The following is a 26,951-nucleotide window of genomic DNA, read 5'->3' as shown; positions in this document are numbered from 1 at the left end:
CTTTATGAACAGCACCAACGATATCAGTTATGCTATTTAAATTATATTGTTCTACATATTCACTCATTTCACGAGCAATACGTGAAATGGCTGTTGGATCTACCATCGTAGCAACTCCAACTTGAACGGCTTGAGCACCAGCCATCATAAATTCGATAGCATCAGTACCAGTCATAATTCCACCAAGCCCCATAATAGGAATATTAACCCCTTTATAAACTTGGTGCACCATACGAAGTGCTACCGGTTTAACAGCTGGACCAGATAAACCACCATAAATATTACCCAATACAGGTTGTCGACGGTGAATATCTATGGCCATACCGAGAATGGTATTAATGAGACTTACCCCATCACCACCACCGGCTTCTACAGCCTTTGCAATTTCCACAATGTCTGTTACATTTGGTGAAAGTTTTACAATAACAGGTTTATCGGTAACTTTACGAACTGCTTTAGTTACTTGTTCAACTACCTTTGGGTCTACACCAAAGGCCATACCTTCACACTCTACATTTGGACAAGATACGTTAACTTCTAAACCTGCAATACCATCTACAGATAAAGTCTCAGCCATCCACGCAAATTCTTCAATGGTGCCTGCAGACATATTAGCAAGTAATGGTACATCGTATTTCTTTAAATCTGGCAAAATATCTGTAACAAAATATTCCGCCCCAGGATTTTCAAGGCCGATACAATTCAAAACACCAGATGGTGTTTCTGCAATGCGAGTACCGCGGTTACCATGACGACCTTTTGGAGTCAAACCTTTTACAGAGATAGCCCCTACTTCATTGCTTAGATCAACGTAGCCTGCATATTCAGGGCCATTACCAAAGGTACCAGACGCAGCGATAATAGGATTTTTCATCTTAATACCGCAATAATCGATAGCTAACTTTGGATTTGGCGTAACGGTGTTATTTAAATCGCGTTCACTCATTAAAAGAACACCTCCTCAGCCGGGAATACAGGACCATCTTTACAAACTTTATAGCGTTTACCTTCTGCACCATCACAACCACAGCCTAAACAACCACCTGTACCACAACCCATGCGCTCTTCAAGAGAAACTTGGCATGGTACATTGAGGTCTTTAGCCACTTGAGCTACACCTTTCATCATCGGCGTCGGACCACAAGTCATAACAGATGTGAAAGAATTAGCATTAATCAGATCTGGCATGATGGCCGTAGGAAAACCTTTTGTACCTACGCTACCATCATCAGTGGTGATATGTACTTTAACAGGCGTATCTTTAAATAAGTCAGCCCAGAAGGTTTCGCTTTCATTTCTAAAACCGAGAATAACTTGTGCTTCTTCCCCTTCTTTCAAATGGGAAGATATGCATAACATTGGTGCAATTCCTACACCACCACCGACGAGAAGCATATTCTTAGATGTAACAAATGGCTCACCCAAAGGACCTAAACAATCTAGAGTATCGCCTGGAACAAGGTGAGTCATAATCTCAGTCCCTTTACCTACGACACGATACAAAAGGGTAATCGTCCCCTTTTCTGCATCAAAGCCTGCATAGCTGATAGGTCGGCGCAATAATGGTGCCGTTGAGTCCGCTACGCGAACATTACAAAACTGTCCTACCTTTGCTTCTGCTGCTTGTTTTGGTGCGTGGATATCCATAATCCACACATCAGAGCCTATTTGCTCATTGCGAACGACTTCGCCCTGTTCTACATAGCCACTCATGATTATTACTCCAATTCAAAATCCTGTAACGCTTCTACAGTATAATTTGCATTATTTATACGATTTGCTACAACTCGTAATACTTCGCATGCTGTATTGAGACTTGTTAAGCAAGGTAGTACTAACGTGCCTTTTATCGTAAGACTACGCCCTCCTTCATGACTACTTCGCCATTAACGACTGTAAGTTTTGCTTTACCTTTAACAGTCATGCCATCGAACGGGCTTACCTTACCTTTTGTATAGAATTTATTGCGGTCTACAGTCCATTCTTCAGTTGTAGAGAATACTGTAATATCCGCTGGTTTGCCAACTTCAAGAACACCTGCATCGAGACGCATCAATTCAGCTGGACGAGTACTCATATTGTACACAACTTGATCAATGCTAAGTTTATCTGGACCGTAGGCATTTGTAATAACCGCTGCCAAAGATGTTTCGAGACCGCTGAAGCCATTTGGTGCACAGCAGAACTCATGGTCTTTTTCTTCAAATGCATGAGGTGCATGGTCTGTGATAATGGCATCAATTGTGCCATCTTTCAAACCTTCTAACAAAGCTTGACGATGATCTTCGGAGCGAATTGGAGGTGCCATTTTGAAAGCTGGGTTATATTCGCGTAAATATTCGTCAGTGAAGGATAAATGTTGGCTTGTAACTTCACAAGTTACATTAAGGCCTTTAGCCTTCGCACGACGAACCATATCTACCGTGTTTTTGCTACTTACGTGAGCGATATGGATATGACCACCTGTCATTTCAGACAATAAGATATCACGTGCTACAGCCAAATCTTCAGCTACGGCAGGACGACCAGAAACACCTAGCTCATAAGATACAATACCTTCGTGCATATGACCATTTTTAGTCAATGTAATATCTTCCGCATGGTCGATAACCATTTTATTGAACATGGAGGAGTATTCTAAAGCGCGACGCATGAAAGCCGCATTTTCTACATAGTGACCATCGTCGGAGAATGCAACTACACCTGCTTCAGCCATATCGCCTAATTCAGCAAGTTCTTTACCTTCAAGACCTTTGGATACAGCGCCGATGAATTCTACTTTAACTACACCAGTAAGCTCTACTTGTCTTTGCAAACCTCTTACTAGCATCGCATTATCTACTACAGGATTAGTATTAGCCATAGTTACAACACGTGTGAAACCACCTGCTGCAGCTGCTTGTGTACCAGAGTGGAAGTCTTCTTTTGCTTCTTGGCCTGGTTCACGCAAATGTGTATGAATATCGATAAGGCCAGGTGCTACGATAAGACCTGTTGCATCATATACTTCAGCGCCGTCTGCACTTAAATTTTGACCGATGGCTGCAATTTTACCATCTTTTACGAGCACGTCTACTACTTCGTTTTGTTTTTTCGCCGGATTTACTACCGTACCATTTTTAATAAGCAAGCTCACTACCGTCACCTCCGATAATAGTTAAGTACAATACAGCCATACGTACAGCTACGCCATTGCGTACTTGTTCTTGAATTACTGATTGATCAGAATATGCTACATCTGGCGCAATTTCAAGACCGCGGTTCATCGGGCCTGGATGCATTACCATTACATCGTCTTTAGCTAATTTCAGTACTTCGTTATTGATGCCAAAGATTCGTGCATATTCTCTATTTGTAGGATATAGTGCAGAGTGAATACGTTCTAATTGAATTCGAAGTACGTTTACTACATCTGCATTAGCAACTGCTTCACGAATATCATGGTGTACAGTAACACCTAGTTTTTCAAGTTCTGGATATACCATTGTACGAGGACCAGCTAGATGTACATCAGCACCCATTTTAGTAAGGCCGTAGATGTTAGATCTTGCTACACGACTGTGCATGATATCGCCGATAATTACTACTTTTAAGCCTTCAAGAGATTCTTTTTTCTCTAAAATAGAGTACATATCTAGCAAAGCTTGAGTTGGATGCTCGTGAGCGCCATCACCTGCGTTGATGATGATAGGATCAACTGCTTTAGTAGCATATAAAGGTGCACCTTCTGCGCTGTGGCGCATTACGATAGCATCTGTGCCCATGTAGGACATTGTTAACAATGTATCGCGGAAGCTTTCACCTTTACCCATGGAAGAGCCACTTGGAGAAAGATTGATAACGTCAGCCCCTAAATATTTGCCGGCCAACTCAAAGGAACTACGGGTACGAGTACTTGGCTCCATAAAGAGGTTAATAATAGATTTCCCCTTCAAAAGTGGAACCTTCTTGTCATCAGAAAGTACGATGTTCTTCATTTTCTTTGCCACATCTAAAATCAATTTGATTTCTTCAGGTGACACATTTTGCAAACCTAATAAATGTTTGCCTTTTAGGCTAACTTGTCCCATGATTTCCTCCTAACTCACGTAACAAAAAAGACCTTTTGCCCAGGGCAAAAGGTCAAATAGTTTGCACAAAGAAGCCCTTATGGGCGCTTCAACTATATTCCTTTTTCAGCCTCTCTGGACTAAATTAAAAGGTATTGTATTATGCAATGGTCTCTCGTACCATATACGCATTTTCTTTTTTTATTGTACTGAATCTACCTATGAAAGTCAATGTAAAACGCAAAATTCATAATGATTTTAAAAAGAGGACAAGCACATAAAATTGCTTGTCCTCTCTATATTTAAACAGCTTTTAACCCCTCACAATAGACTAATTTAACTTAAAAATTTTATCAATTGAAGTTAACAGTATTAGCCTAAAGGATAAATTCTTGGAGGATTGTGTTCTTCGTTTTGCTGTTCATTTTGCGGTGCCAATGGAGCTATCGGCGCAGTTTGCATCGGGTTCACTTGCACATATTGCTGATTTTGTGGCACTTGCGGTTGTCGTTGATCACGACGACGCGTATTTTGAGATGCTGTCGGTCTTGGCTTAGTTAATTCATCGATAGATACTGCATTTGGAATTGTTACATTCGGTGTATCTTCATGAATATCGTCAAGCTCGTTAAAGGATGGACCAGTCTTAGCAGCTTGAGCCGCTTTACGTTCCGCTTCAATTTGTTGTCGAGCAAGCTCCGCTCGACGACGAGCATTTTCTTGTTGTTCTTTAACGCGTTGAATCGCTTCAGCACGCTCTTTAGCTTTACGTTCGATTTCAGCTTGTGCCAACGCTTGTTGACGAGCCGCTTCGGCCTTACGTTCCGCTTCAAGATGCGCTTGGTATCGTTCCTCAGCAATACGGCGAGCCTCTGCGGCTTGGCGTTCTGCTTCAGCTCGTTCTGCCGCAAGTCGTTCTTGCTCTGCCTTACGAGTTTCTTCAACCAAGCGAGCTTGTTCGGCTTTACGGGCCGCTTCAATTCTCGCCTCTTCTGCTTTACGCGCTTCTTCAACACGTTTTGCTTCTGCTGCTAAACGTGCTTCCTCTGCCTTACGAGCAGCCTCAATTCGTGCTTCTTCAGCTTTACGAGCTTCCTCAGCACGGCGAGCCTCTTCTGCCTTTCTAGCCGCTTCAATTCGCTGTGCTTCTAAACGAGCTTTTGCTTCTGCTGCTAAACGTTCTTCTTCGGCTTTCTTAGCTTCTAAGGCCGCCTTTTCTGCCGCTCGTTGCGCTTCAAAGCGAGCCTTAGCCTCAGCCGCCTTACGTGCTTCCTCGGCTTTACGAGCGGCCTCTACACGAGCGGCTTCAATTCTACGCTCTTCTTCAAGACGTCTTTCTTCGGCTGCTATGCGAGCCGCTTCCGCTTTTCGTGCTGCTTCTAAACGTTCTGCTTCCGCCTTACGTGCTGCTTCGATACGTGCCAACTCAGCTTTACGCACTTCTTCCGCCTTGCGAGCTTCCTCAGCTTTACGTTCAAGCTCAGCCTTTCTAGCCGCTTCAATGCGTTTTGCCTCTTCTGCTTGTCGCATTTCTTCAGCTTTCTTAGCCTCTAACGCAGCTTTTTCTTTTGCCGCTTGCGCCTCTTGAGCCGCTTTTAATTCAGCTGCCTTGCGATCAGCTTCGGCTTTTTCTGCCATTTTACGCTCAATTTCAGCATGTTTGGCTTCTGCAGCCTTGCGTGCCATTTCTGCTTTTTCAGCAGCTAATTTAGCTTCTTCTGCTTTTTTACGAGCTAATGTTTCCTCTGCTTCTTTTGATTTTTTAAGTTGAGCTTCTTTCTTAGCTTCAGCAGCTGCTTTATCACTTAACTTTTTAGTTTCTTCATGAGCGATATTCTCTGCCTGCTTACTAGGTGTCAAAGTGGATTTTGTAGTATCTACAGTACCTTTATTGCTATCTTTACCACCTATAGGTCCAACCGGAATTTGCGTAGCCCCTTGAGTTGGATGACCTAAACTATCTTTTACATCCTTAGGAACATTAACAGCAATAGTTTGATGTTTTTGTGGATTTGCAAGAGATTCAGGGATTAACAAGAACCGTATCGGCAAGTTAGATGCCCCTGCAGGCATAAAGTTTAATGTTAATAAATCACCTGCGTTATAGTTACCCATGATGCGACTATCTAAAATAGTTCCATCTCCAAGTGCAGAGATACCATCAGCACCGCCAATATGATAGGTTCGTGTATCTGTTTGACCACGGCGAGCACCTTGTTGGTGTAATGCTTTCACCGTAAAGGAACCAGAATAGGGACCACCAAGAGGGTTAAAATACAATCTAAATGGTTCATTACCCTTTGTAGGAATTTTTAGTGTATAAGATACACCATAGTTACCACGATCGCGAACAAATGCTTTATTTTGCATTTCGTCTACACCGTTGATAAACATATCTTCACGATCATTACCGATTTCTACAAAAGCACCGCCTAATGTCGTATCAAATGGTGTAGTAACCTCCATATTACGCTTAGACCCAGTATAGGTACCACGCAACTGAATTTCATCAATAGGCAAATTTTTCGCCCAATGAGATGCATCTACAGCATCAATACCCATAGGTAGCATCATAACGCGAGCAAATACAGGCGCTTCCGTTTTAATATCTACAATCCCTGTAAATAATGCGTCTTGATATACAGGCGTTTGCTCTAAATCGCTAAATATTAGTTTACGACCTTGTGGTGGAATACTTAATGAATATAATGGTCTAGCATTAGGGCTTTCATTAAGAGGCTGTTCTAAATCTTTACGCGACAAATCACGACCAGCCGCAAAATAGTCAGGTGTGGCTACAGACTTTAACTGTCGCATTACATGGACTGTATTAGGATATGCCGTTTGATTTTCAAGAACAATAGCAATTTTATGAGGCTGATCCATTTCATTTACATGATAAAAATAGATACGGCCATTGCCATTAATTGTACCTGCACTAAGCGTACCACCTACAGGCCCTACGTATTCAGGGCTATCTGATAGGAGTAATGTATCCGTTTGAGCTACCAATGTGGGTGGTAACGGAGAGAACTGAAAATATCCAATTGATTGTAAATCTATATCACGAGCCTCTACATGGCCTGTAATAGCAGCCATGGCGGCCATAGCCGCAGCTACACAATATCTTGATTTATAAGAAAACATATATTATTACCTCTATATTTCTTCAAGCCCCATCGGGTCATATGTAAGTGCTAATGCTTCAATCTTTTTAAGACGGTGGCCAATGCCCGATTTAGACAGTTCACCATCCATTAACTCTTCTAGCTCTTTTAAACTCGCTTCGGGATTTTCCCACCGAAGTCTTGCAATAACTCGCAATTTTTCAGGCAGTTCTTCAATACCGATTTCTCTATCAATAATACGGATGGCTTTTACCTGACGTACCGCTGCATCTACAACCTTTTGTAAATTTGCAGTTTCACAGTTTACCTGTCTATTAATCTGATTTCGTACAGTCTTCATAATCCGTACGTTTTCAAATTCCATCAGAGCAGATTGAGCACCCATGATTTGTAAGCAGTTCGTCACTGCATCGCCTTCTTTAAGGTATACTACATACTCTTCCTTGCGCTCTGTCAATCCAGCGTGAATGTGAAAGAGCCGTAACACATGGATAATCTCCCGTGCAAAACTTTCATTACCCGTCATAAACTCTAAGTGATAATCACTTTGCGGTTTATTAACGGATCCTCCCCCTAGGAATGCACCCCGTAAAAAAGCACGTCGAGACTCCATAGACTTGAGCCAACTGCGTGGAATTTGTTCAGTTACAGGCCATAGTGCAAGGTCTTCTAAAGCTTGACGCCCCTCCATAGATGGCTCTACAGATAAGGTATACATATTTTTCTTACGCAAGTTTAAGCCTTGTCGTACTAATACATTAGTAGGTAATTCGTATTGTTTCTTTAAAATGCCTAGCAAACGACGAGCTACCGCATTATTAGCCGTAGCCAATCGAATTCCCACGGCACCTTTCATACCTAAAATGATAGATCCACCCATGCGCAATAAGCAGGACGCTTCAATTTTCATGGCCACATCTGCATCACTAGAGGATTCATATTGGCATAATTCATTTTTTACATCTTCTGCAAATGACATGGGTATCCTTTCTTATTAATGATCGTCTCGTTGGAGATAATATTCTAGGATATGTGGTTCTGTGTTAGATTGCATAGCACGAACGATATCCATAATGACTTTGCCTAACCGTTCTGGATCATGAACAGCTGGCTTTTTAGAACTAATCAAGGTAGCACGAATTGTACGAATACCTTTAGCTTGTAATTTTTTCGTATCTAATGCTACAGGTTCAGAGCCTACAGCACTATATTGCTCAACCATTTGAATTGGCAACGGACCGTCATTAGCAAGGACGGTATCTACAATACCTTCCCCACCATGAGCAATTAAAGCCTCTACATGGTCATTTAATGTATAACCCGTGGTTTCACCTGGCTGCGTCATAACATTAGCAATATAGATTTTATTGGCCTTACTTGCTCTTACATGAGAGGCAATCTTATCGGTCAACAGATTTGGAATAATACTAGTATATAAACTACCAGGACCAAAGATGATTACATCTGCTTCATCGATGGCACGCAAAGCAGCACCTTCCGGTTTTGGTTGAGCAGGATCGCTGTAAATACGTTGAATGCGCTTTCCAGAATTCGGAATATTACTTTCACCTTCTACGATAGTACCATCAGTCATCTCCGCTACTAATTTAATGAACTCAGTAGACGACGGAATTACACGACCTCGTACACGCAACAATTTACTAGCCGCTTCAAGCGCTTCCTCCACATCGCCATCATATACTTGAGCAAGTGCTGTGATAAAGAGGTTACCAAAACTATGCCCAGATAGCTCATTTTCCCCTTCAAAGCGGTAACGGAACAGGTTTTCCATAACCCCTTCTTGTTCAGCTAATGCAATCAAGCAGTTTCTCAAATCGCCAGGAGCAATCATTTTAAAATCTTGACGCAAGCGACCAGAAGAACCGCCATCATCAGCCACAGTTACAATAGCTGACAAATTTGACGTATGAGACTTCAAGCCACGCAATAAGTTTGATAACCCCGTGCCACCGCCGATAACGACGATTTTTGGGCCCTTATCAAGGCGAATATTCTGAAAAATAATATCCGATACTTTGCTATCAGGATTTGGTAATACAGCACGAATAATCGTTTTAATAACCTTACTCGTACCGATGAGCATCAGTATAGCACCGATGGATAATAGTACAAATCCTACAGCAATGAGAACATTATAATTGTAAAAGCCCGTTAAATCATAAGAAAAGGCTAGTACAATATCTTCAAGCACGGCAAGCCATTGATAGTTAAACATCAATGAAATACCAATAATTAATAGACCTACACCAACACTAAACAGGGCAAGCCAACGTTTTATATTTAGGCCCGGACTTAGCCACCGGAACCATCTTTTTCGCAACATAAGAACCTCTATCTAGTTACCAAGTGTTTTAATTTCATGAGGATTAAAGTCTTCTTCTACATTATTTTTCATCATATCTCGATGTTCAACAGATACACGATAGCCTTTTTCTAACAAGTGAGAATATAATGATTCTGCCATAGCAACAGATCGATGCATACCACCAGTACAGCCTACCGCTACGATAAATTGAGATTTACCTTCTTGTTCATAATTTGGTACAAGAAAATCTACCGTATCAAAGAAGCGTTTTTTAAACTCATCTGTTACTTCAAAGGAATGAATATATTCATTAACGGCCTTCACGCGACCTGTTTTATGTCGGAATTCAGGAATATAAAACGGATTTGGTAAGAAGCGTACATCCCATACCATGTCCGCATCGAGAGGAATACCATATTTAAAACCAAAGCTAACTACCGTAATAGCCATGCCATGACCTTCATCCACTTGAGTAAAGCGAGTTTTTAAATACTCTTTAAGACTAGCTGTTTTCATATTTGTAGTATCAATGATGAAGTCTGCTTTATGGCGTACAGAATTAAGAATTTGACGCTCTTTTTTGAGACCAGTCGTAATCAACCCATCTGGAGCCAATGGATGGCTCCGACGACTTTCTTTATAGCGACGAATTAATGTTTCATCAGTAGCGTCCATGAATACGATTTCAAAATCTACCTTCATATCTTTTAATCTATCAAGAGATGAAGAGAGAGCTTCAAAGAACTCACCACCACGAATATCTACCACTAAAGCTACCCGATTTGTACGCTCCCCACCTTGACGGCAAATTTCACTCAATTTTGGAATCAGCACAGGTGGAATATTGTCGATACATAAATACCCCATATCCTCTAAGGCCTGTAATACTTGAGTTTTACCAGCACCAGACATGCCAGTAACGATTAATAAACGAAAGGCTTCCATAGTTTTACTCCATTATAAAAGATTCTCTTCAATCCAGCGGGCTACACCATCTTCATTATGGTGACCGCAAATTGCATGGGCTACAGATTTCACATGATCAGTAGCATTTTCAACCGCTACTGAATAACCGGTTTCACTGAGCATTGAAATATCATTCTCTGCATTGCCAAAGGATATAATATTCTCTAAATCGATGTGATTATCAAAAGCTAACTGTGCCAAAGCACGCCCTTTAGATACATTCGGAGCAATGATTTCTAAAAAGTCACGTTGACTGCGAACTAATGTAACTACATCCCCCACGAAAGGCGTTAAGGTATCAATAATTCTATCAATACCTTCTACAGTATCGATAGCAATTAATTTATTAGGTTCGGATATTAAGTTATATAATTCATCCCCTAAAAACTCCGCTTTAGCACCTGTCTGGGTTTCATAGAGATCGGACTGCCATGTTTTATGGTGGCATAATAAGTGATCATCCACATAGGATTGAATGTGCCAATTGTATTGTTTAGCTAAATCAAAAATACGACGTACAGCCTGAATAGAAACAGTCTGCTCAAAAAGCTTACGCCCCGTCTCTAACTCTTGAATAAGGCCACCTGAAAATAAAATCATCGGTACATTACCAAGCTGTAAAGCCAAGCCAATAGGCTTAGCCGTCTGGTACATGCGCCCCGTAGCTATAGTGATGGCAATCCCCTTTTTATGCAGCCTTTGTAATACATCTACAGTATAGTCAGAAACAGTATTATTGCTGCGTACCAAGGTTTCGTCACAATCGATAGCCACCATTTTAATACGAGAAAAAGAAGGATTCATATTTGCCTCCTTTATAGGAAAATCTAATACTCTTTATTATACCATTTATAGCACTCATATACATAGAAATAACCTAGTTTCACGTCAATAAACTTGATATTTATCTATTATTTAACCTTACTAATAAATAAACCCCAAAATTGTTTTACGTACATCATGAATATTAAAATGTTAAACTTAAATGACACAATAAAAAGTCTTATATATCAATTTCACATAGATCTATATATTTTACGCACAAAAAAGAGACTCCCGAAGGAGTCTCTTTTGTATTGATAACTATCAAATTAGAATTTGTAGTTAAGGTCTGCACGGTAGAAGTCAGCGTATTCAGCACCGTCTTGAGTTTTCCAGTCGAAGCCGTAGTATGCGGACAAGCCTACGTTGTTTTGCAATGCGTAGTCAACAGTTGCCATCCAACCTTTAGCATCTGTAGTGTACATATGGTTCCAAGTAGTATCTACGATTGGAGCATTAGCTTTTTGGTTGAAGTATTGAGCTTTTACATCCCAAGTACCTTGTTTTTTGATGTTGTAGTTACCGAAACCAACGCCTGCAGTCCAAGCTTGAGATTTGTCAAGGTTGGAAGCTTTCAACCATTCGCCGCCTACCCAAACTTTGTCAAAGTTAGCGTCAGCGTTGAAGCCGTAGATATTTTTAACACCAGAGTCTTGGTTTACGCGATCGTAGAAACCACCAACCATAGTGTGTTTACCTACTTTGCCGTTAAGGTTAACAAGTACGTTAGTTACGTTTTGATCTTTAGTTAAGCCAGCTGCTTCGCCGGATACTGCGTAACCGTAAGCTACTTGAGCGTTAACTTTGTCGTTACCAGCGTTGAATTGAACACCGTCGAATGTGCCATCGAATGCAAGACCGCCACCAGCTACTTGACCGAAACGACCAGCTTTCAAGGATACGCGTTCACCGAATTTGTGGTTAACATAAGCGCGGTCAACAGACACACCTACGTTAGAACCATTACGGGAATCACCTAATTCGAAGTTGTTGGAAGCAACACGAACTACTGCATCAGTACGGTCGTTAACTTTTGCGTTGAATTGCAAACGTGCACGAGCGTCGAATTTGGATTTAGCGTGTTCAGCATCACGGTAACGAAGACGAGCATCACCAGTAACTTTTACGTTACCAACGCGGTCTTCCAAACGAGCTACACGAACGCCCAAGTTGTTCAATTCGTTGGAGAATTCATCAGCCAAACGGTTGATCATAGCTTGTTGTTCAGCGTTAGCGCGGTCTTGGTTAGCCATAGCTTTAGCTACCATTTGAGCCATTTCGTAACGAGTGATGTTGTTTTGGCCTTTGAAAGTGCCATCTGGGTAACCGTTAACGATACCAGCGTTAGCCAATTGGGAAACTGCTTGGTATGCCCAAGAATCTGGAGTTACGTCGGAGAATGGGTTAGCTGCGAATGCAGTAGTTACACCCAAAACTGCTGTTGCTGCGAAGATTGCTGCGAATTGTTTTTTCATAGTTGAATTCCTTCTTTCTGAAAAAAAATAGAAATATAAAATGTTACAAGTTATAACATTCACATTCTACTCCGTTCTTCAGATTAAGAATTTCTGGGAGTGTCCACGTTTCCTCGCCACATTCCACATCGAAGTTCTTCGTTTCATGTGTTTGTTATCTCTTGCTACGGTGATATTAGCATAACCAAATTTTCGTGTAAACCCTTTTTTCTCATTTTCATTCTCATTATAAAAATTTTATAATTTAAAATGCCTTCAAATTTAGATGATATCTAGTTTTGTGAGGCATAATTTTTTTCAATAAATTTATTAAATTTATCTGTTTTTAGTTTAAATGAGATTATTTATCACCTTTATTGTTAAGTAGTGCTAATTAATGAATATAATATTAATAATCTATTAAAGGTTTTATGCAAAACGATTCATAAATACCTCATACAATATATTGTATCAACAATACTGTGAACTACTAATTTATTCGATAATCTAACTCTACTTATATATATATTTATTTTACTATATATATACTATTATATACAAAAGATAGTAAATAAGTTTTTATACAACAAAAAAAGACTTCCGAAGAAGCCTTTTTTTGTTTGTGAGGGAATTAGAATTTGTAGTTTAATTCTGCACGGTAGAAATCGGAAAGATCATTACCGCTTTGGTCTTTAGAGTTGAAACCATAACCAGCAGATAAGCCTACGTTATCTTGTACTGCGTAGTCTACGCTAGCCATGTAACCTTTGTAACCATTAGATGTATTTGTTAAGTCATATGCTTGATCCCAAGTGGAGCTTACGATTGGAGCGTTAGCTTTTTGGTTGAAGTATTGACCTTTTACATCCCATGTACCTTTTTTAGCGATGTCGTAGTTGCCATAACCAACACCGGCTGTCCAAGCTTGGGAGTCATTTACGTTGGATGCTTTCAACCATTCACCACCAACCCATACTTTATCTTTACGGAAGTCCGCATTGAAGCCGTATACGTTTTGGCTATCAGAAGTTACTGTAGCACCGTTGTGGTTTAAATTGCCGCTAGATAATTTGGAGTAGAAGCCACCAACTGTAGATTCTTGACCAACTTTACCTTTAAGGCCTACATAAGCTACGGAAGGGTTATCAGATTTGGAGTTGCCTGCAGCAGCGCCGTCTACCATGTAACCGTAAGCACCTTGTACTTGAACTTTATCATTGCCTACATTCAATTGAGCACCGTCGAATGTATCATCGTACATTAAACCACTACCAATTGTTTGTTGGAATCGACCACCTTTAGCGGATACATGATTACCAAATTTGTGATCTACATAAGCGCGATCGATTTTTGCGTCAGCACCTTTTGTGGAGTCACCAAATTCATAGTTACCTTTTACACGAACAACTGCTTCAGTTTTGTCATTTACTTTAGCGTTGAATTGTACACGCGCACGACCATCTGTTAAGGATTTACCATTGGAGTAAACGCCGCTATCTTCAGAACCTTGGTGACGAATACGCATATCACCAGTTACTTTTACATTACCAACGCGGTCTTCCAAGCGAGATACGCGAACACCTAAATTGTTCAACTCGTTAGAGAACTCATCAGCTAAGCGATTAATCATTGCTTGTTGTTCTGCATTAGCACGGTCTTGGTTAGCCATTGCTTTAGCTACCATTTGAGCCATTTCGTAACGAGTGATGTTGTTTTGGCCTTTGAAAGTGCCATCTGGGTAACCATTAACGATACCGGATTGTGCTAATTGAGATACTGCTTGGTATGCCCAGCTATCTGGAGTTACATCGGAGAATGGGTTTGCAGCGAATGCTGTTGTTACACCTAATACTGCTGTTGCTGCTAAAATTGTGGCAAATTGTTTTTTCATAATGAATTCCTTCTTTCTTTTCATATAAGAATATATATTCGCAGAAGACATTCACTACATATGTAGTATCACTATGAAAGATCTATTAGGAGTGTCCACGTTTCCTCTACTAATTATCTATCTTAGATCAACCACTTTGTGGTGTCGTCCTTCTGTGATGTGAATATACCACCACTCAAAAAGTTTGTAAAGCATTTTACACAACTAAATTTGATGAAATTTCATTCATGAATAAAAATAATCTCATAAACATTGATTTTTACTGCATTTTCTAAAATTAAATTTTACACAATTTCATTTCTTAAACCTATTTTTTTCTACTTATTTCATCCAATCAACACTAATCATTAATTAATTTTTCTAATTTATTTGTATTACATTAAATATTTCGTTTTATAAATGTATGGTTCAAGACTTTCATTTAATATATTTCCTTCTTTTAAATCATTAATCTTCTTTATATAACGCTATATACTAATGTATACTACTAGAAACCATTTACAATGTTGTAAGGCCATCGTAATTTTAACAAAAAAGCCTATCTACAATGTCATTTGATATGTCCCCCCCTTTACTGTTGTCCAGTAAAGGGGGTACATATCAATTACATCAATAGATAGGCTTTTACCATTATTAAATTGCGTAGGATACAAATCCTAAAATATGATCTACAGGTACAGGGCCGATAAAACGACTATCGCTAGAGTGATTTCGATTATCCCCCATTACAAATACATGACCATCTGGAACGATTACAGGCGTAGAACGAGTAAAGTTCATTTTAGGATCTTTAGTATATGGCTCTTGTAATTGTTCCCCATTACGCCATACGTGACCATCTTTAAACTCTAATACATCACCAGGGCGACCGATAACGCGTTTTACCCATACATCATTAGTTTGAGCAGCTTTATTAAAAACAGATGCGTAATTCATCAATGGCTCTTTCACATCATCTACCCAAGTACGAGCACGATTGACACGGCTATCGATGATAACAATTTGACCGTAATCTGGCATTTCATTCATGATATGGTGCCATTTTGTAACGATTAAATATTGGCCATTGTGCAATGTATCATCCATAGATTCACCAGATACACGTGTTGGTTGAATCAAAAAGATGTGAATTACCATAGCAATAATCAACGCTAACACGATGGCATAAATCCAATCTAGAATTTCTTTTATTATTGTATTACTTAATTTATTACTCATATTATCCCCTTAATGACCACCTTTTGTAAATCTTCCACCAAAGACATCATGTACGTCTTGAATGGTAATAAACGCAGCTGGATCGACTTCATAAACGGTATCCTTTAATCTTGTAATCTCAAGACGTGTTACTACAGAGTATAATATATGCTTCGGTTGTTTTAAATAACCACCTTCACCATACATAATTGTAACACCGCGGTTAAGATTAGCATTTAATGCATCTGCAATATCTTTAGAGTTATCCGCATCAGTAATAATCATAACACCTTTAGATTCTTCAAGACCTGTAATGGTTACATCAATCATCTTATAGGCAATGAAATAAGCAATTAAAGAATACATTGCACTATTCCAGCTATAAACAAAGCCGGCTGCCCCAAGAATGATTAAATTCATAGCCATTACGATTTCACCTACCGAGAAAGTAGACTTCTTATCCCAAATAATAGCTACGATTTCAGAGCCATCTAAAGAGCCACCATTACGAATAATAAGGCCCACACCAATACCTAAGATTATACCACCAAAGATAGAACCTAAAAATGGATCTGTCGTAATAGGTGTAAAATCATGAGCAAAGTTAGAGAATATAGCCATCCAGACAATGGAAAACAATGTAGATAAAGTAAACCCTTTACCAATTGCTTTATATCCTAAATACAAGAATGGTAAATTGATAAGTACTACGAAAATACTAAAGGATATACCAGATAATTCCGCAGCCATCAACGAAATACCAACTACACCACCGTCGATGATGCTATTGGGTACTAAAAATAAATCTAAGCCCACCGTATAGATAAAGGCCCCTAAAATCATCATTACACAACGCATAATAAGGTTTGACCAGTTACGCGTTGAAGTCTCACTTGTCATGTACTTCTCCTTTTCCGTATAACTGCTCCATAGCATGTAATCGTTTTTCTTCTAACTCACTAGAGCTTATCGTCGCTTCTTTTACTTCGATTTTACTTTGAGCCAATTGCTTTGTATAGCGTAAGCCAATTACAAGCGCCGTTAAATCATCTACAGGTTCAGGTGGAAACTGCATAGATGTAGGAAGAAACTTGCGCCATCCTGTAGGTGGATTGTATTTCCAATATAATTTACGCGCCTCTTCTGTACTATGAGATTCATCGATTAAGCTTGTAGTGATTTTATGATTACGTCCAATTTGTTGAAGAGATGGATATAAATGTTTATGATTCGTACCATTTCCACAGACAATATGAACGTGTCCAAAATATTCTGGTAGTAGACGTTCAATATCCTCCTTGAAGGTCTTCGTAGAAATAATGTTGCGACATACCATAGATCCATCAGGTGTTACAATAGCAACACCTGTTTTTTCATTACCTGGGTCTACTGCCAAAATATATGTATTTTCAGTCATTTAACTATCCTCTTTGTAAATACAGTAGTTATATTTTAACATAAAAAGAAGGTCTTATGTAAAAATTTACATAAGACCCTCTCTACTATAATGTATGAAACCAACATACTTATATTAATTTGTTTGCATTTTTACCCTATCATTTAGAGCAGGCATTTGAGTAATACGCAATTTAAGATGTACAGGACCAGAAGAATACGTATCGCCATCTACATAAGCCTCTACATGAACCTTGCCATGCATTGTGCTGACACGCCTAATGGCAGTAAATAAATCATCGCCTGGTATGGTCCCAATATCCCCAGATAAAGAGTCAGGTATAATACCTTTGGCTTTTGCTTTTTCATTTACTTGTTTCAAGAATTGAAGCATAGAGGATTGAGCATTGCTACCACCATCCATAACAGTAGAGTGAATAACTTCATTGTTCTTATAGATAAACTGTTGTGGATACACTTGGATAAGCGCTACTGCAGGTTCACCAGAAATAATATTTCCTGCCGCTACAACTTGAACAACCATTGGTGTCTTAGAGTCGATTAACTTTTGAGTAGCCACCTCAATATTTTGACGATCAACATAAACTACAGCTTGACCTTGATCTTCTATACCAAGACGGCGCAAGACTAACTGATTAGTATCATCAATAATATGCTTGATAGTCGCATTACTATCTTCAGCACTCAATCCAGGACGAACAACAGCTTGGGCTAATAATTGATCTACTTGGAATAGTATTGTCCCTTCCCGCAGATGAATAATGCCATTTTGCAATTGTTCTTGTGTATTTTGTAGCTCTTTTATATGGGCTTCCATCTTAGCTCGAGTAGCCTCAAGATTAGCTAACTTTTTAGATACCTCTGCATAAGATGATTGTAGCGATGCAAGTTCTGCTTCAGTAGCATCCTTAGCTGCTTGAGCACTAGCTAATTCAGCTTTTGTAGCTTCTACTTCGCGACGAATTTGTTCTATTTCGGCCATTCGCTCCTCAAGCTCTTGCTTATTTTGTTCAAGCAAGGCTTTACCACGAATAAGCTCTTGTGTCTTTGCAGCAACCTCTTCATTAAGATGTTTCATATCCGCTCTCAATTGGTCCATACCAAACAATGCAGTTCGCACACTTTGAGAGGTAAAGGATAAAACACCTACTGTAGCAGCGGCAACTAGTAGACCTGTTACAATAGTAACAATAATCGATGTATGCTTAGGTCGCAATCCAAAGAGGGACATGCGACGCTTACCAACTTTGGTGCCTAACTTATCTCCCATGTAGGCTATTAGACCACCCATAAGGGCAATAATTATTAAGATTTTAACACCTACTACCATCGAGTCCCTCCTTTCATAAGATTACAATAGTCAAATCAATTATAAAACTAGATTTCCTAATTCTAGTTTATCTCTTTATCCCAGGTTACTTCGATACGCGCCAATTTAAATATAAGCCTGCGATGATACCTAATGTATCAGGTATTAATGCAGCTAATACAGTTGGCATCGCTCCACCTTTACCTAAAGCACCAGCAAATGTCATTACACCATAGTAGATAAAGATGATTAGAATACTAATACCAAAACCGATTGATGAGCTAGAACGTTGTTTTTGAAGTCCTAGTGGTGCACCTACTAAAGCAAAGACAAAGCTAGCAAGAGGAATTGTAAAACGTTGGTACATTTCCATTTCCAACTTATTAGCATTAGTATATGCTGCCTTATATGCTTTAATTTGATGACGCAACTCCTTAATTGTTAATTCTTCAGGTTTGCGTTGATCTTGCTGAATATCTTTTGGAGCAGATTTAATCGGTAAGGATTGTTCCTTAAACTTCATAGTTCGTTCTACACCATCTCCAGCAGATACGTCATAGATAATACCATTTTGCATTACCCAATACTGACCATTCCAGATAGCAGTGTCAGCATTTTCAACTTGCTGTAGTTTGCCACCTTCTCCAAACTGTTGCACCGTAATCATAGACAACTGTTTAGTCTCAGCATTGTAGCTCTTTGCATACATTAATGTACCTAACTCATCGCCATTCATCGCTTTCAACACAATGTGATTTTGTGTTTGAGGAGTCGCATTTTTCATGATTTCTTCTCGTACAATAGTTTGATACATATGGTTTGTACGAGGTACGACAAATTCATTAAATGCTACCGCTCCAATAGAAATCATAAGAGCAATGATATATACTGGCATCGCAAGACGCAAGAAGCTAAGGCCACCGGCACGCATAACTACAATCTCACTAGTACTACTCAAACGACTAAAGGTCATAAGAGACGCCAGGAGTACTGACATAGGGAATGTTAAGATAACAATACTTGGTAAGGCCAAGACAAAGGCTTTCATAACAAGCAATAATGGTGCCCCATATTCAGTAATGTATTGAGCAATTCTAAATAATGTGCCTGTACCAATAAAAATACTGGTAAAAGCAAATACCCCAAATAGGAATGGGCCTACGAAGGCTTTTAAAATATATTTATCTAATAATCTCATCGTCCCTCCTATAATCTAAAGTTATCCCCTAAATAATGTTCGCGAGCGATTGGGTCGTTTGCGATTTCATCAGGGGTACCCTCTAGGAGGATTTTGCCACTACTCAAAATATAGGCTTTATCTACAATCCCCAATGTTTCACGCACATTGTGGTCTGTAATCAAGATACCTATACCTCGATTTTTAACATGTAAAATAATTTGTTGAATATCCGCTACTGCAATTGGATCGACACCAGCAAAGGGTTCGTCCAAAAGGATGAAGTTAGGTTCTAGTGCAAGACAACGAGCAATTTCTACACGACGTCGTTCACCACCAGATAATTGCATCCCCATGCGATCACGAACATGACCGATATGGAATTCTTCAATTAACGACTCCACAATAGCCTCAATCTCATCAGATGTTTTCGTCGTAGTCTGTAGCATAGCACGAATATTATCCTCTACAGACATAGATCTAAAGATTGATGCCTCTTGTGGTAGGTATCCAATACCTTCAGCAGCCCGTTTATACATAGGGATATTGGTAATATCCTTGCCATCAACGGTAATGATGCCCGAGCTTGGTCTTTCAATACCTACAATCATATAGAATGACGTAGTTTTACCGGCCCCATTAGGACCTAATAGACCTACAACTTGCCCTTTATCAACGCGTAGACTTACCCCATCTACAACGTTTCTCCCGCTAAAGGTTTTAACTAAGTTTTTGGTTTCTATATACATATACTATCCTTATTTATTCGGAACAATGATGAGCGTACTACGGCCACCTAATGTTTCAGCAGAATCATCAGCTAGACGAATTCTAAGCTCTGGCGCGTTTAGCACATTGCCATTTTGAACGGCATGAGCAGAACCAGATAAGAGTACAACACCATCATTTTGGTTTGGTGTTTGTGTGTATGTAGCTCGGTCTGCAGAACCAGATACATTTCTTTCAGGATTATTGAAAGTTACATTACCTTGTGCTACTGCACGAATCTCCTTCAGCCAACCTTCTACTTGATCACCTGTCAATGTTGTACCTTCAGCAATCAATCGAGCATTACCACTAACGAGACCATATTCGGAATCAGTACTATATTCCACACTGTCACCAAAAATTTGGCGATCACCACGTTGTAAATGAACACCACCACTAGCAGTAAATTTATTATTGTTGTAACTATGAACTGATTGAGCAGACATAGCCATATCAGAACCAATCAAAGATACACCACCTTCAAGACTTGCTTCTTGAGTTTTTGTGTTGTACCAACCATTGGCACCAGTCATAGTTTTATCCGCTTGAGTAATAACAACATTACCGGTTGCATCAGCACGACCTGTATTGCCATCATAAGACAATGTATCAGCGCTAATAGTCAATGGATCATTTGCAGCCCAAGCTGTAACAGATGCTGTCATGAGTACAGCCAAAATAGCCATACCAATCTGTTTTTTCTTATTCATCATATTTCCCCTCAATTACTTCTTCGTTAATTTTGCGTTGCCAATGGCTTTAATAATTTTCAAAGACATATTACCTTCAAGCTTATCGCCTGTAAGAGTTACATCCTTACTGTTATAAGTAAAAGCCGACTTAGATGTCAACATTTTCGTTTTGTTATCAAAGTGAAGGGCTTCTGTTTTAAATTCTGCACCTTCCGTATTGGTAGCTGTAACACCTTGGTCGATATCAAGAGAATTGCGGTCACCCGTCAATACAGCATGAGGAGCTGTAATAGTAGTAGTCACATCATCTTGATAGAAAAGCCCCTTCAAGTTTGTCAAAACAATGGCCTTTGTCCGTGGGTCATATTCAATCTTTTCAGCTGATAAAGCCCACACTAATTTGCCATCTTTCTCCTCTTGTAGGTCAGCACCTTGGAAATTAACGAGTTGACCACTCGGATTTTGAGTAGTAGTAACCTCATTAGAGTCTTTCATAATGTATACGATAAGACCAATTAAAGCCAACACTATAGCGGCCACAATGGCAATTAATTTTTTATTGTTTTTCATGTGCCCTCTCCCGTGCAGCTATCTTCTTATCATAATCAATAATTTGATCCATCTTAGTCATCCAGCGATGTTGGAACCAAAGCCATTCATCTGGATGCTGGCGGATGAAGTCTTCAGTAACGCGTACACATTCCTCAGTTAAACGATACATATCTGCATCTTCATCACCAGTTTCAATATAATGCAATGCAGGTAAAATGTGAACAATATGCCCACCTTCAGGCTTGCGAGATGCAAAAATCGGAACTACAGGTGAACCAAATTTCTTCGCAAATGTAGCTGGCCCAATAACCGCTGAGGAGTCTTGACCTAAAAACGGAACCGGTAAACCATGTATATATCCATCTTGGTCAGCTAAGAAGCCAAGCAGTTTTTTCTTCTTTAAGGCCTTTGCAGCGGAAACGATTTCGTTGCCACCACTTGCAAATACATCAAGTCCTACCATCTCACGATACTCATTCATAAGACGTGTAAATTGAGCATTTGGTTGTTTCTTAACAATTGTAGTAGATGGGTATCCATGAGCCGCCATAGCAGCGCCCATCCATTCCCAATTCCCTACATGTCCAGTAAGAACAATAACACCCTTATCTTCTGCGATGGCTTCTTCTAAATATTCGACACCACGCATTTCAATATGTTCATCGATAAAGGATTTTGTAAGGTTTGGCATATACAATACTTCCATAACACTACGGCCAAGGTTTTTGAACAACTTATCAATGAGTTGTTCTGCCTCTTGATCATTCATGTTCATGCCAATTTTGATATTTTTAATACCTCTAAGTTTTTGCTTCTTCGCTAGTAGCCCATATACAGGACCTAAACTAGCGCCTATGAGCAAAATGAGCTTGTACGGCAGTCGGCAAACAAGCCAGCTAATGCCTTTAACTAAATGGTATTGCCATTCGTTATTCATTCTGCCCACCTCCTTTATTGTCCATGAGCATGGGCCTCTCGTGCATAGTCTGCTACGACAGTTTCCCATAATCCTTGATTCTTCAAGATATACTCTACAGCTTCTCTTACGGCACCTTGACCGCCATTAACAGTAGAAATAAATTTTGCTAATTGTTTTACCTCTGGTACCGCATTATTTGGCGCCATTGGTAAACCAACTATTTGAAGAGCCCCCAAATCATTGAGGTCATCTCCCATGTATGCAATCGTCTCTAAGTCGATTTGATGTTCTGTACAGAGAGTTCTTAATGCTTCTGTTTTATTAGCATGGCCCATAAGAAGTGCATCAAAGTGAAGCTCCTTAGCACGACGCTCAACCATAGGAGAAATACGAGCTGTAATAATGGCAAGTTTAATCCCTGATTTACGAGCCGCTGTTAAGCCTAAGCCATCTTTTACAGAAAAAGATTTCAGCTCTTCTCCACTCGATGTATAAACGAGAGATCCATCAGATAAAACGCCATCCACATCGAGAACAATCCATTGAATATTCATTATACAATGCCTCTACGCAATAAATCCGTAATATGAACAATGCCAAGACATACATTATTACCATCTACAACAGGTAAAACAGTAATTGGACGTGGTTGATTTTTCTCCATCAAGTGAAGAGCTTCAGCAGCCAGTTTGTCCTTAGTAATTGTGCGAGGCATAGCAGTCATCATATCCTCTACAGGCCATTCTAAGAAATTACTGCCAGAATCAAGACCGCGGCGGACATCACCATCAGTAACAAGACCTAATAAGTGACCTTCTTCATCGATTACATTAGTAGCGCCCAATCCTTTTTCTGTCATTACAAAGAGTGCATCTCGAACAGTAGCACCTTTAAATACAGTAGGATTATCTTCACCACCGTGCATGATATTTTCCACAGTCAGCAACAGCTTACGACCTAAAGAACCACCTGGATGGAATACTGCAAAGTTTTCCGGTGTAAAATGATGACGCTCTAATAAGCATACAGCTAATGCATCTCCTAGCGCCAACGCAACTGTAGTACTTGTAGTAGGCGCTAATCCTAGTGGACAGGCTTCACGTTCTACTTCAGCCAACAATACGATGTCGGAATTCTTAGCTAATGTAGACTCCGGTTTCCCTACAACGCAGATTAATTTTGCACCTATGCGACGCAAGGAGGGCAAAATACTAATGATTTCCCCAGTTTCACCGCTATTAGAAAAGGCTAATACTACGTCATCTTCTGTAATCATACCGAGATCACCATGTACGCCTTCACCAGGATGCATGAATAATGCTGGAGTCCCTGTACTTGCCAAGGTAGCCGCAATTTTACGGCCTATATGACCAGATTTACCCATTCCCGTACATACTACACGACCCTTACAAGCCAAAATCATATTTACAGCATTTACAAAGTTGTGATCCAAACGAGAACTTAATTCTTCTATAGCACGAGCTTCCTCATGAAGCACTTGTGCAGCTTGTTCTAAAATAGTCACAAATACCGCCCCTAACCTTTTACGATTTTATCAATAGCTACTAAATCGCGAAGCACAGCTTCGAATTGATCTAAATACAACATGTTTGGACCATCGGATAATGCTTCCTCTGGATTGTCATGCACTTCAAAGAACAAGCCATCTACGCCACTAGCTACAGCTGCGCGAGCCAAGTTAGGTACAAATTCTCGATTACCGCTAGATTTAGTACCTGCACCGCCTGGTAATTGAACACTGTGAGTAGCATCAAAGATTACAGGATAGTCGAAAGAGCGCATGATTGGGAACGATCTCATATCTACTACGAGGTTGTTATAGCCAAAGCTAAAACCACGTTCTGTAAGCATAAGATTTTCATTACCTGTTTCTTTCATTTTATTAAGAACATTTTCCATGTCCTTAGGCGCCATAAATTGGCCTTTTTTTACATTTACGCATTTACCAGTTTTAGCGGCACCGTAGACAAGGTCTGTTTGGCGGCATAAGAAAGCTGGAATTTGAAGAATATCTAATACTTCAGCAGCAGGCTCTATTTGCTCAATAGAGTGAATATCACTTACAACTGGTACGTTGAGTTCCTTCTTAATAGAAGCGAGCATTTTTAAACCTTCTTCTAGACCTGGGCCACGGAAGGAACCAAAGCTAGAACGATTAGCTTTATCGAAAGATGCTTTAAAGATGTATGGAACACCTAAACGCTGACAGATCTCTTTTGCACGTTTACCAATGGCTAATGTACGATCATAGTCCTCGATAACACATGGTCCAGCAAGAACGAATAAGCCTTTGCCACCGCCTACTGTAATATCTTTAATTTGAACTGTTTTCATTTATTTCTCCTCTTGCTCGTAAATTGCATTTACACGAGCTAAGTCTTCCGGTGTGTCTACACCGATAAATCGTTTATCTGTAAGAATAACACGAATAGTATAGCCATTTTCAAGAGCGCGTAATTGCTCTAACGATTCTGTTTGCTCCGCAGCAGTTGGCTCCATCTTAGCGTAATTTAATAAGAAGTCTCTACGATACGCATAGATACCAATATGTTTTAATGGAGTTCGCACAAAATCATGGCGAGGATAGGGAATTAAAGATCTTGAAAAATACATCGCATCATTGCGATTATTTAAAATGACCTTTACCGCTGACGGTTCATCGTATTCCTCCTCTAATAAAGGAGTGGCTACGGTAGCCATTTGTAAGTTTGGATCCTCTTCAAATAGATGGGCCAAGTCATCAATAAGGTTTGGCTCAATCATAGGCTCATCACCTTGGACATTGATAACTACATCTAAGTCAGTATAATGACTAGCAACCTCTGCTAATCGATCAGTCCCTGTCGGATGATTAGGGTCTGTCATCATAACAGTTCCCCCAAATTGTTGAACTGCAGAATAAACGCGGTCATCATCAGTAGCAACAATAGTACATGCCGTTTTTGTTGCTTGAGACACCCTATCGTAAACACGTTCAATCATCGGCTTTCCTGCAATATCAGCTAATGGTTTACCAGGTAATCTAGTAGAACCATAACGGGCAGGAATGACACATCCAAACTTCACAATAAAACCCCATTTCTGTTATTCGTGTATCTTATTATTATACACTAAATCTCTAAATTTTCTATGAATTCTTGTTTTCCAGAAATAAACTCAATCCCTATAGATAGCACTAGAATCGGTATTTTTAAGTCTTCGATTGCATGCAATTGACTCAACTTCACCGCATCCTTTTCTGTAATGCAAATTGCATCAGCTTGATGAGCAAACGCTTCTTTCCAAATGTCTACTACATCATCATTAGTGAAGTCGTGGTGATCACCAAACGGTAAAGTATGAACCACATTATATCCTACATCAGTCAAAGTTTGCGTAAAGGAGTGTGGATTACCTATACCACTAACTGCCATAATACGTTGGTCCTTATAGGAGTCTACAGGAGCACCAGCAGTACCATTAGTCCACTCATCCAAGGTATACATAAATTGAGGCTTATGTGTAGTTTCATAGACAGGTATATTGGGAACCAGCTGAGATAGGCGCTTACGAATACCCGACACTATACCTGGTGCCACTTGATCTACCTTCGTAAGGACAATGATATGAGCCCGTTGTAAACCACTGAGTGGTTCACGCAATAAACCACGTGGTAATACATGGTCATAGCCGAACGGATTAGACGCATCGATAAGCACGATATCAATATCTCTAGCTAATGCGCGATGTTGAAATCCATCATCCATTACAAGGCAATCAGCTCCAAGTTCATTAATAGCAATCTCTGCTGATTTTGATCGTTCACGACCGATGATAACATTAGATTTTTGCAAAACCTTTGCAAGTAGCCAAGCTTCATCACCACTAATAGTTGGTTCTACAAGCATTGTGCCATCTTTAGAAATAATAATATTCTTCTTGTTATCTTCTGCTCGATAACCACGACTAAGCACCGTAGGATGAAGGCCCTTTTGGGTGAGTACATCACAGATAAATCGTACCATCGGTGTTTTACCAGTACCACCAGCCGTAATATTACCAACACTGATAACAGGTACTGTAACTTTTGTAACGCCTTTGCCTTCATCAAATTTAGCATTGCGCATGGATACAGCCTTCTCATAACCTTTACTTAAAAAGCCTAAGCTAGAACGAGCTATATCACCTAATATGGATTGATTTTCACCACTAACTATGGATTTGAATAATGCTTCCCCACTCATAGGTGACCCCTCCGATTATGTAATATGATAGAGTAATGAAA

The 26,951-nt window shown here is 39.7% G+C and carries 25 protein-coding genes; all 25 read right to left on the bottom strand.

The genetic code is table 11. The features are described from left to right. Window positions 1–946, bottom strand: a 946-nt coding sequence (locus RYM16_RS01495) for a dihydroorotate dehydrogenase (RefSeq protein WP_314981899.1), incomplete at its 3' end; no start/stop codon positions are given. After that, the gene (locus tag RYM16_RS01490; protein WP_273298754.1) at window positions 946–1,713 is read right to left on the bottom strand and encodes a dihydroorotate dehydrogenase electron transfer subunit; all 768 of its coding nucleotides are present in this window, start codon (window positions 1,711–1,713) and stop codon (window positions 946–948) included. The genes RYM16_RS01490 and RYM16_RS01495, both read right to left, overlap by 1 nt. A gap of 133 nt (window positions 1,714–1,846) precedes the next feature. After that, window positions 1,847–3,136 carry a dihydroorotase gene (locus tag RYM16_RS01485; protein ID WP_314981896.1) on the bottom strand — a complete coding sequence of 430 codons (1,290 nt, stop codon included), beginning with the start codon at window positions 3,134–3,136 and terminating at the stop codon, window positions 1,847–1,849. After that, window positions 3,120–4,070, bottom strand: a complete 951-nt coding sequence (locus RYM16_RS01480; protein WP_105081312.1) for an aspartate carbamoyltransferase catalytic subunit — start codon at window positions 4,068–4,070, stop codon at window positions 3,120–3,122. Before RYM16_RS01480 ends, RYM16_RS01485 begins: the two co-directional genes overlap by 17 nt. Window positions 4,071–4,421: 351 nt before the next feature. Beyond that, on the bottom strand, window positions 4,422–7,196 hold the full coding sequence (locus RYM16_RS01475) for an ATPase (protein WP_314981895.1): 2,775 nt from the start codon (window positions 7,194–7,196) through the stop codon (window positions 4,422–4,424). A gap of 12 nt (window positions 7,197–7,208) precedes the next feature. After that, the gene (whiA, locus tag RYM16_RS01470) at window positions 7,209–8,156 is read right to left on the bottom strand and encodes a DNA-binding protein WhiA (RefSeq protein ID WP_314981893.1); all 948 of its coding nucleotides are present in this window, start codon (window positions 8,154–8,156) and stop codon (window positions 7,209–7,211) included. A gap of 15 nt (window positions 8,157–8,171) precedes the next feature. Then, window positions 8,172–9,521 (bottom strand): gluconeogenesis factor YvcK family protein, encoded by a 1,350-nt coding sequence (yvcK, locus tag RYM16_RS01465; RefSeq protein WP_105081309.1) that lies wholly within the window; start codon window positions 9,519–9,521, stop codon window positions 8,172–8,174. A 12-nt stretch (window positions 9,522–9,533) separates the two neighbouring features. Beyond that, window positions 9,534–10,448: an RNase adapter RapZ gene (gene rapZ / locus RYM16_RS01460; protein WP_009352646.1), complete on the bottom strand. Its 915-nt coding sequence runs from the start codon at window positions 10,446–10,448 to the stop codon at window positions 9,534–9,536. A gap of 12 nt (window positions 10,449–10,460) precedes the next feature. Next, complete coding sequence (locus RYM16_RS01455; protein ID WP_314981891.1) at window positions 10,461–11,273, bottom strand: Cof-type HAD-IIB family hydrolase; 813 nt, start codon at window positions 11,271–11,273, stop codon at window positions 10,461–10,463. A gap of 287 nt (window positions 11,274–11,560) precedes the next feature. Next, window positions 11,561–12,766 (bottom strand): putative porin, encoded by a 1,206-nt coding sequence (locus tag RYM16_RS01450; protein ID WP_314981889.1) that lies wholly within the window; start codon window positions 12,764–12,766, stop codon window positions 11,561–11,563. A 610-nt stretch (window positions 12,767–13,376) separates the two neighbouring features. After that, window positions 13,377–14,636: an S-layer homology domain-containing protein gene (locus RYM16_RS01445; RefSeq protein WP_314981887.1), complete on the bottom strand. Its 1,260-nt coding sequence runs from the start codon at window positions 14,634–14,636 to the stop codon at window positions 13,377–13,379. A gap of 633 nt (window positions 14,637–15,269) precedes the next feature. Beyond that, entirely contained in the window at window positions 15,270–15,854 is a 585-nt protein-coding gene (gene lepB, locus RYM16_RS01440) for a signal peptidase I (RefSeq protein ID WP_314981885.1), read from the bottom strand. Window positions 15,855–15,863: 9 nt separating this feature from the next. Next, window positions 15,864–16,733, bottom strand: coding sequence for a YitT family protein (locus RYM16_RS01435; protein ID WP_009352688.1), 870 nt, complete (start codon window positions 16,731–16,733; stop codon window positions 15,864–15,866). Next, window positions 16,723–17,250, bottom strand: a complete 528-nt coding sequence (locus RYM16_RS01430; protein ID WP_314981883.1) for a hypothetical protein — start codon at window positions 17,248–17,250, stop codon at window positions 16,723–16,725. The genes RYM16_RS01435 and RYM16_RS01430 overlap by 11 nt, the downstream gene beginning before the upstream one ends. 114 nt (window positions 17,251–17,364) lie before the next feature. Continuing rightward, window positions 17,365–18,579, bottom strand: a complete 1,215-nt coding sequence (locus RYM16_RS01425) for a DUF3084 domain-containing protein (RefSeq protein WP_314981881.1) — start codon at window positions 18,577–18,579, stop codon at window positions 17,365–17,367. A gap of 85 nt (window positions 18,580–18,664) precedes the next feature. Next, complete coding sequence (locus tag RYM16_RS01420; RefSeq protein WP_105081436.1) at window positions 18,665–19,756, bottom strand: LptF/LptG family permease; 1,092 nt, start codon at window positions 19,754–19,756, stop codon at window positions 18,665–18,667. Between the two features lie 8 nt (window positions 19,757–19,764). Beyond that, window positions 19,765–20,484 carry an LPS export ABC transporter ATP-binding protein gene (lptB, locus tag RYM16_RS01415; protein ID WP_009352674.1) on the bottom strand — a complete coding sequence of 240 codons (720 nt, stop codon included), beginning with the start codon at window positions 20,482–20,484 and terminating at the stop codon, window positions 19,765–19,767. Between the two features lie 9 nt (window positions 20,485–20,493). After that, window positions 20,494–21,216, bottom strand: coding sequence for an LptA/OstA family protein (locus RYM16_RS01410; protein ID WP_287292646.1), 723 nt, complete (start codon window positions 21,214–21,216; stop codon window positions 20,494–20,496). A 12-nt stretch (window positions 21,217–21,228) separates the two neighbouring features. Next, window positions 21,229–21,765, bottom strand: a complete 537-nt coding sequence (gene lptC / locus RYM16_RS01405) for an LPS export ABC transporter periplasmic protein LptC (RefSeq protein WP_287292647.1) — start codon at window positions 21,763–21,765, stop codon at window positions 21,229–21,231. Next, window positions 21,752–22,684, bottom strand: coding sequence for a lysophospholipid acyltransferase family protein (locus RYM16_RS01400; protein ID WP_314981879.1), 933 nt, complete (start codon window positions 22,682–22,684; stop codon window positions 21,752–21,754). The genes lptC and RYM16_RS01400 overlap by 14 nt, the downstream gene beginning before the upstream one ends. A gap of 14 nt (window positions 22,685–22,698) precedes the next feature. Continuing rightward, window positions 22,699–23,220, bottom strand: coding sequence for an HAD-IIIA family hydrolase (locus tag RYM16_RS01395; protein WP_314358143.1), 522 nt, complete (start codon window positions 23,218–23,220; stop codon window positions 22,699–22,701). After that, window positions 23,220–24,191 (bottom strand): SIS domain-containing protein, encoded by a 972-nt coding sequence (locus tag RYM16_RS01390; protein WP_105097508.1) that lies wholly within the window; start codon window positions 24,189–24,191, stop codon window positions 23,220–23,222. Before RYM16_RS01390 ends, RYM16_RS01395 begins: the two co-directional genes overlap by 1 nt. Before the next feature lie 11 nt (window positions 24,192–24,202). Beyond that, window positions 24,203–25,021: a 3-deoxy-8-phosphooctulonate synthase gene (gene kdsA, locus RYM16_RS01385; RefSeq protein WP_105081432.1), complete on the bottom strand. Its 819-nt coding sequence runs from the start codon at window positions 25,019–25,021 to the stop codon at window positions 24,203–24,205. Continuing rightward, entirely contained in the window at window positions 25,022–25,753 is a 732-nt protein-coding gene (gene kdsB, locus RYM16_RS01380) for a 3-deoxy-manno-octulosonate cytidylyltransferase (protein WP_288187796.1), read from the bottom strand. Window positions 25,754–25,797: 44 nt separating this feature from the next. Next, window positions 25,798–26,910, bottom strand: coding sequence for a tetraacyldisaccharide 4'-kinase (gene lpxK / locus RYM16_RS01375; RefSeq protein ID WP_265137599.1), 1,113 nt, complete (start codon window positions 26,908–26,910; stop codon window positions 25,798–25,800). Window positions 26,911–26,951: the final 41 nt, after the last annotated feature.

Source organism: uncultured Veillonella sp., from assembly GCF_963524655.1.
Lineage (GTDB): Bacteria > Bacillota > Negativicutes > Veillonellales > Veillonellaceae > Veillonella.
This window is presented reverse-complemented; position numbering and strand designations above follow the sequence as displayed.

Bases quoted from the DNA above. Each gene is read 5' to 3' on its own strand.
- RYM16_RS01490 (WP_273298754.1), bottom strand. From the start codon at position 1,713: ATGAGTGGCTATGTAGAACAGGGCGAAGTCGTTCGCAATGAGCAAATA.
- RYM16_RS01480 (WP_105081312.1), bottom strand. From the start codon at position 4,070: ATGGGACAAGTTAGCCTAAAAGGCAAACATTTATTAGGTTTGCAAAAT.
- RYM16_RS01475 (WP_314981895.1), bottom strand. From the start codon at position 7,196: ATGTTTTCTTATAAATCAAGATATTGTGTAGCTGCGGCTATGGCCGCC.
- whiA (WP_314981893.1), bottom strand. From the start codon at position 8,156: ATGTCATTTGCAGAAGATGTAAAAAATGAATTATGCCAATATGAATCC.
- yvcK (WP_105081309.1), bottom strand. From the start codon at position 9,521: ATGTTGCGAAAAAGATGGTTCCGGTGGCTAAGTCCGGGCCTAAATATA.
- rapZ (WP_009352646.1), bottom strand. From the start codon at position 10,448: ATGGAAGCCTTTCGTTTATTAATCGTTACTGGCATGTCTGGTGCTGGT.
- RYM16_RS01455 (WP_314981891.1), bottom strand. From the start codon at position 11,273: ATGAATCCTTCTTTTTCTCGTATTAAAATGGTGGCTATCGATTGTGAC.
- RYM16_RS01450 (WP_314981889.1), bottom strand. From the start codon at position 12,766: ATGAAAAAACAATTCGCAGCAATCTTCGCAGCAACAGCAGTTTTGGGT.
- RYM16_RS01445 (WP_314981887.1), bottom strand. From the start codon at position 14,636: ATGAAAAAACAATTTGCCACAATTTTAGCAGCAACAGCAGTATTAGGT.
- lepB (WP_314981885.1), bottom strand. From the start codon at position 15,854: ATGAGTAATAAATTAAGTAATACAATAATAAAAGAAATTCTAGATTGG.
- RYM16_RS01435 (WP_009352688.1), bottom strand. From the start codon at position 16,733: ATGACAAGTGAGACTTCAACGCGTAACTGGTCAAACCTTATTATGCGT.
- RYM16_RS01430 (WP_314981883.1), bottom strand. From the start codon at position 17,250: ATGACTGAAAATACATATATTTTGGCAGTAGACCCAGGTAATGAAAAA.
- RYM16_RS01425 (WP_314981881.1), bottom strand. From the start codon at position 18,579: ATGGTAGTAGGTGTTAAAATCTTAATAATTATTGCCCTTATGGGTGGT.
- RYM16_RS01420 (WP_105081436.1), bottom strand. From the start codon at position 19,756: ATGAGATTATTAGATAAATATATTTTAAAAGCCTTCGTAGGCCCATTC.
- lptB (WP_009352674.1), bottom strand. From the start codon at position 20,484: ATGTATATAGAAACCAAAAACTTAGTTAAAACCTTTAGCGGGAGAAAC.
- RYM16_RS01410 (WP_287292646.1), bottom strand. From the start codon at position 21,216: ATGATGAATAAGAAAAAACAGATTGGTATGGCTATTTTGGCTGTACTC.
- lptC (WP_287292647.1), bottom strand. From the start codon at position 21,765: ATGAAAAACAATAAAAAATTAATTGCCATTGTGGCCGCTATAGTGTTG.
- RYM16_RS01400 (WP_314981879.1), bottom strand. From the start codon at position 22,684: ATGAATAACGAATGGCAATACCATTTAGTTAAAGGCATTAGCTGGCTT.
- RYM16_RS01395 (WP_314358143.1), bottom strand. From the start codon at position 23,220: ATGAATATTCAATGGATTGTTCTCGATGTGGATGGCGTTTTATCTGAT.
- kdsA (WP_105081432.1), bottom strand. From the start codon at position 25,021: ATGAAAACAGTTCAAATTAAAGATATTACAGTAGGCGGTGGCAAAGGC.
- lpxK (WP_265137599.1), bottom strand. From the start codon at position 26,910: ATGAGTGGGGAAGCATTATTCAAATCCATAGTTAGTGGTGAAAATCAA.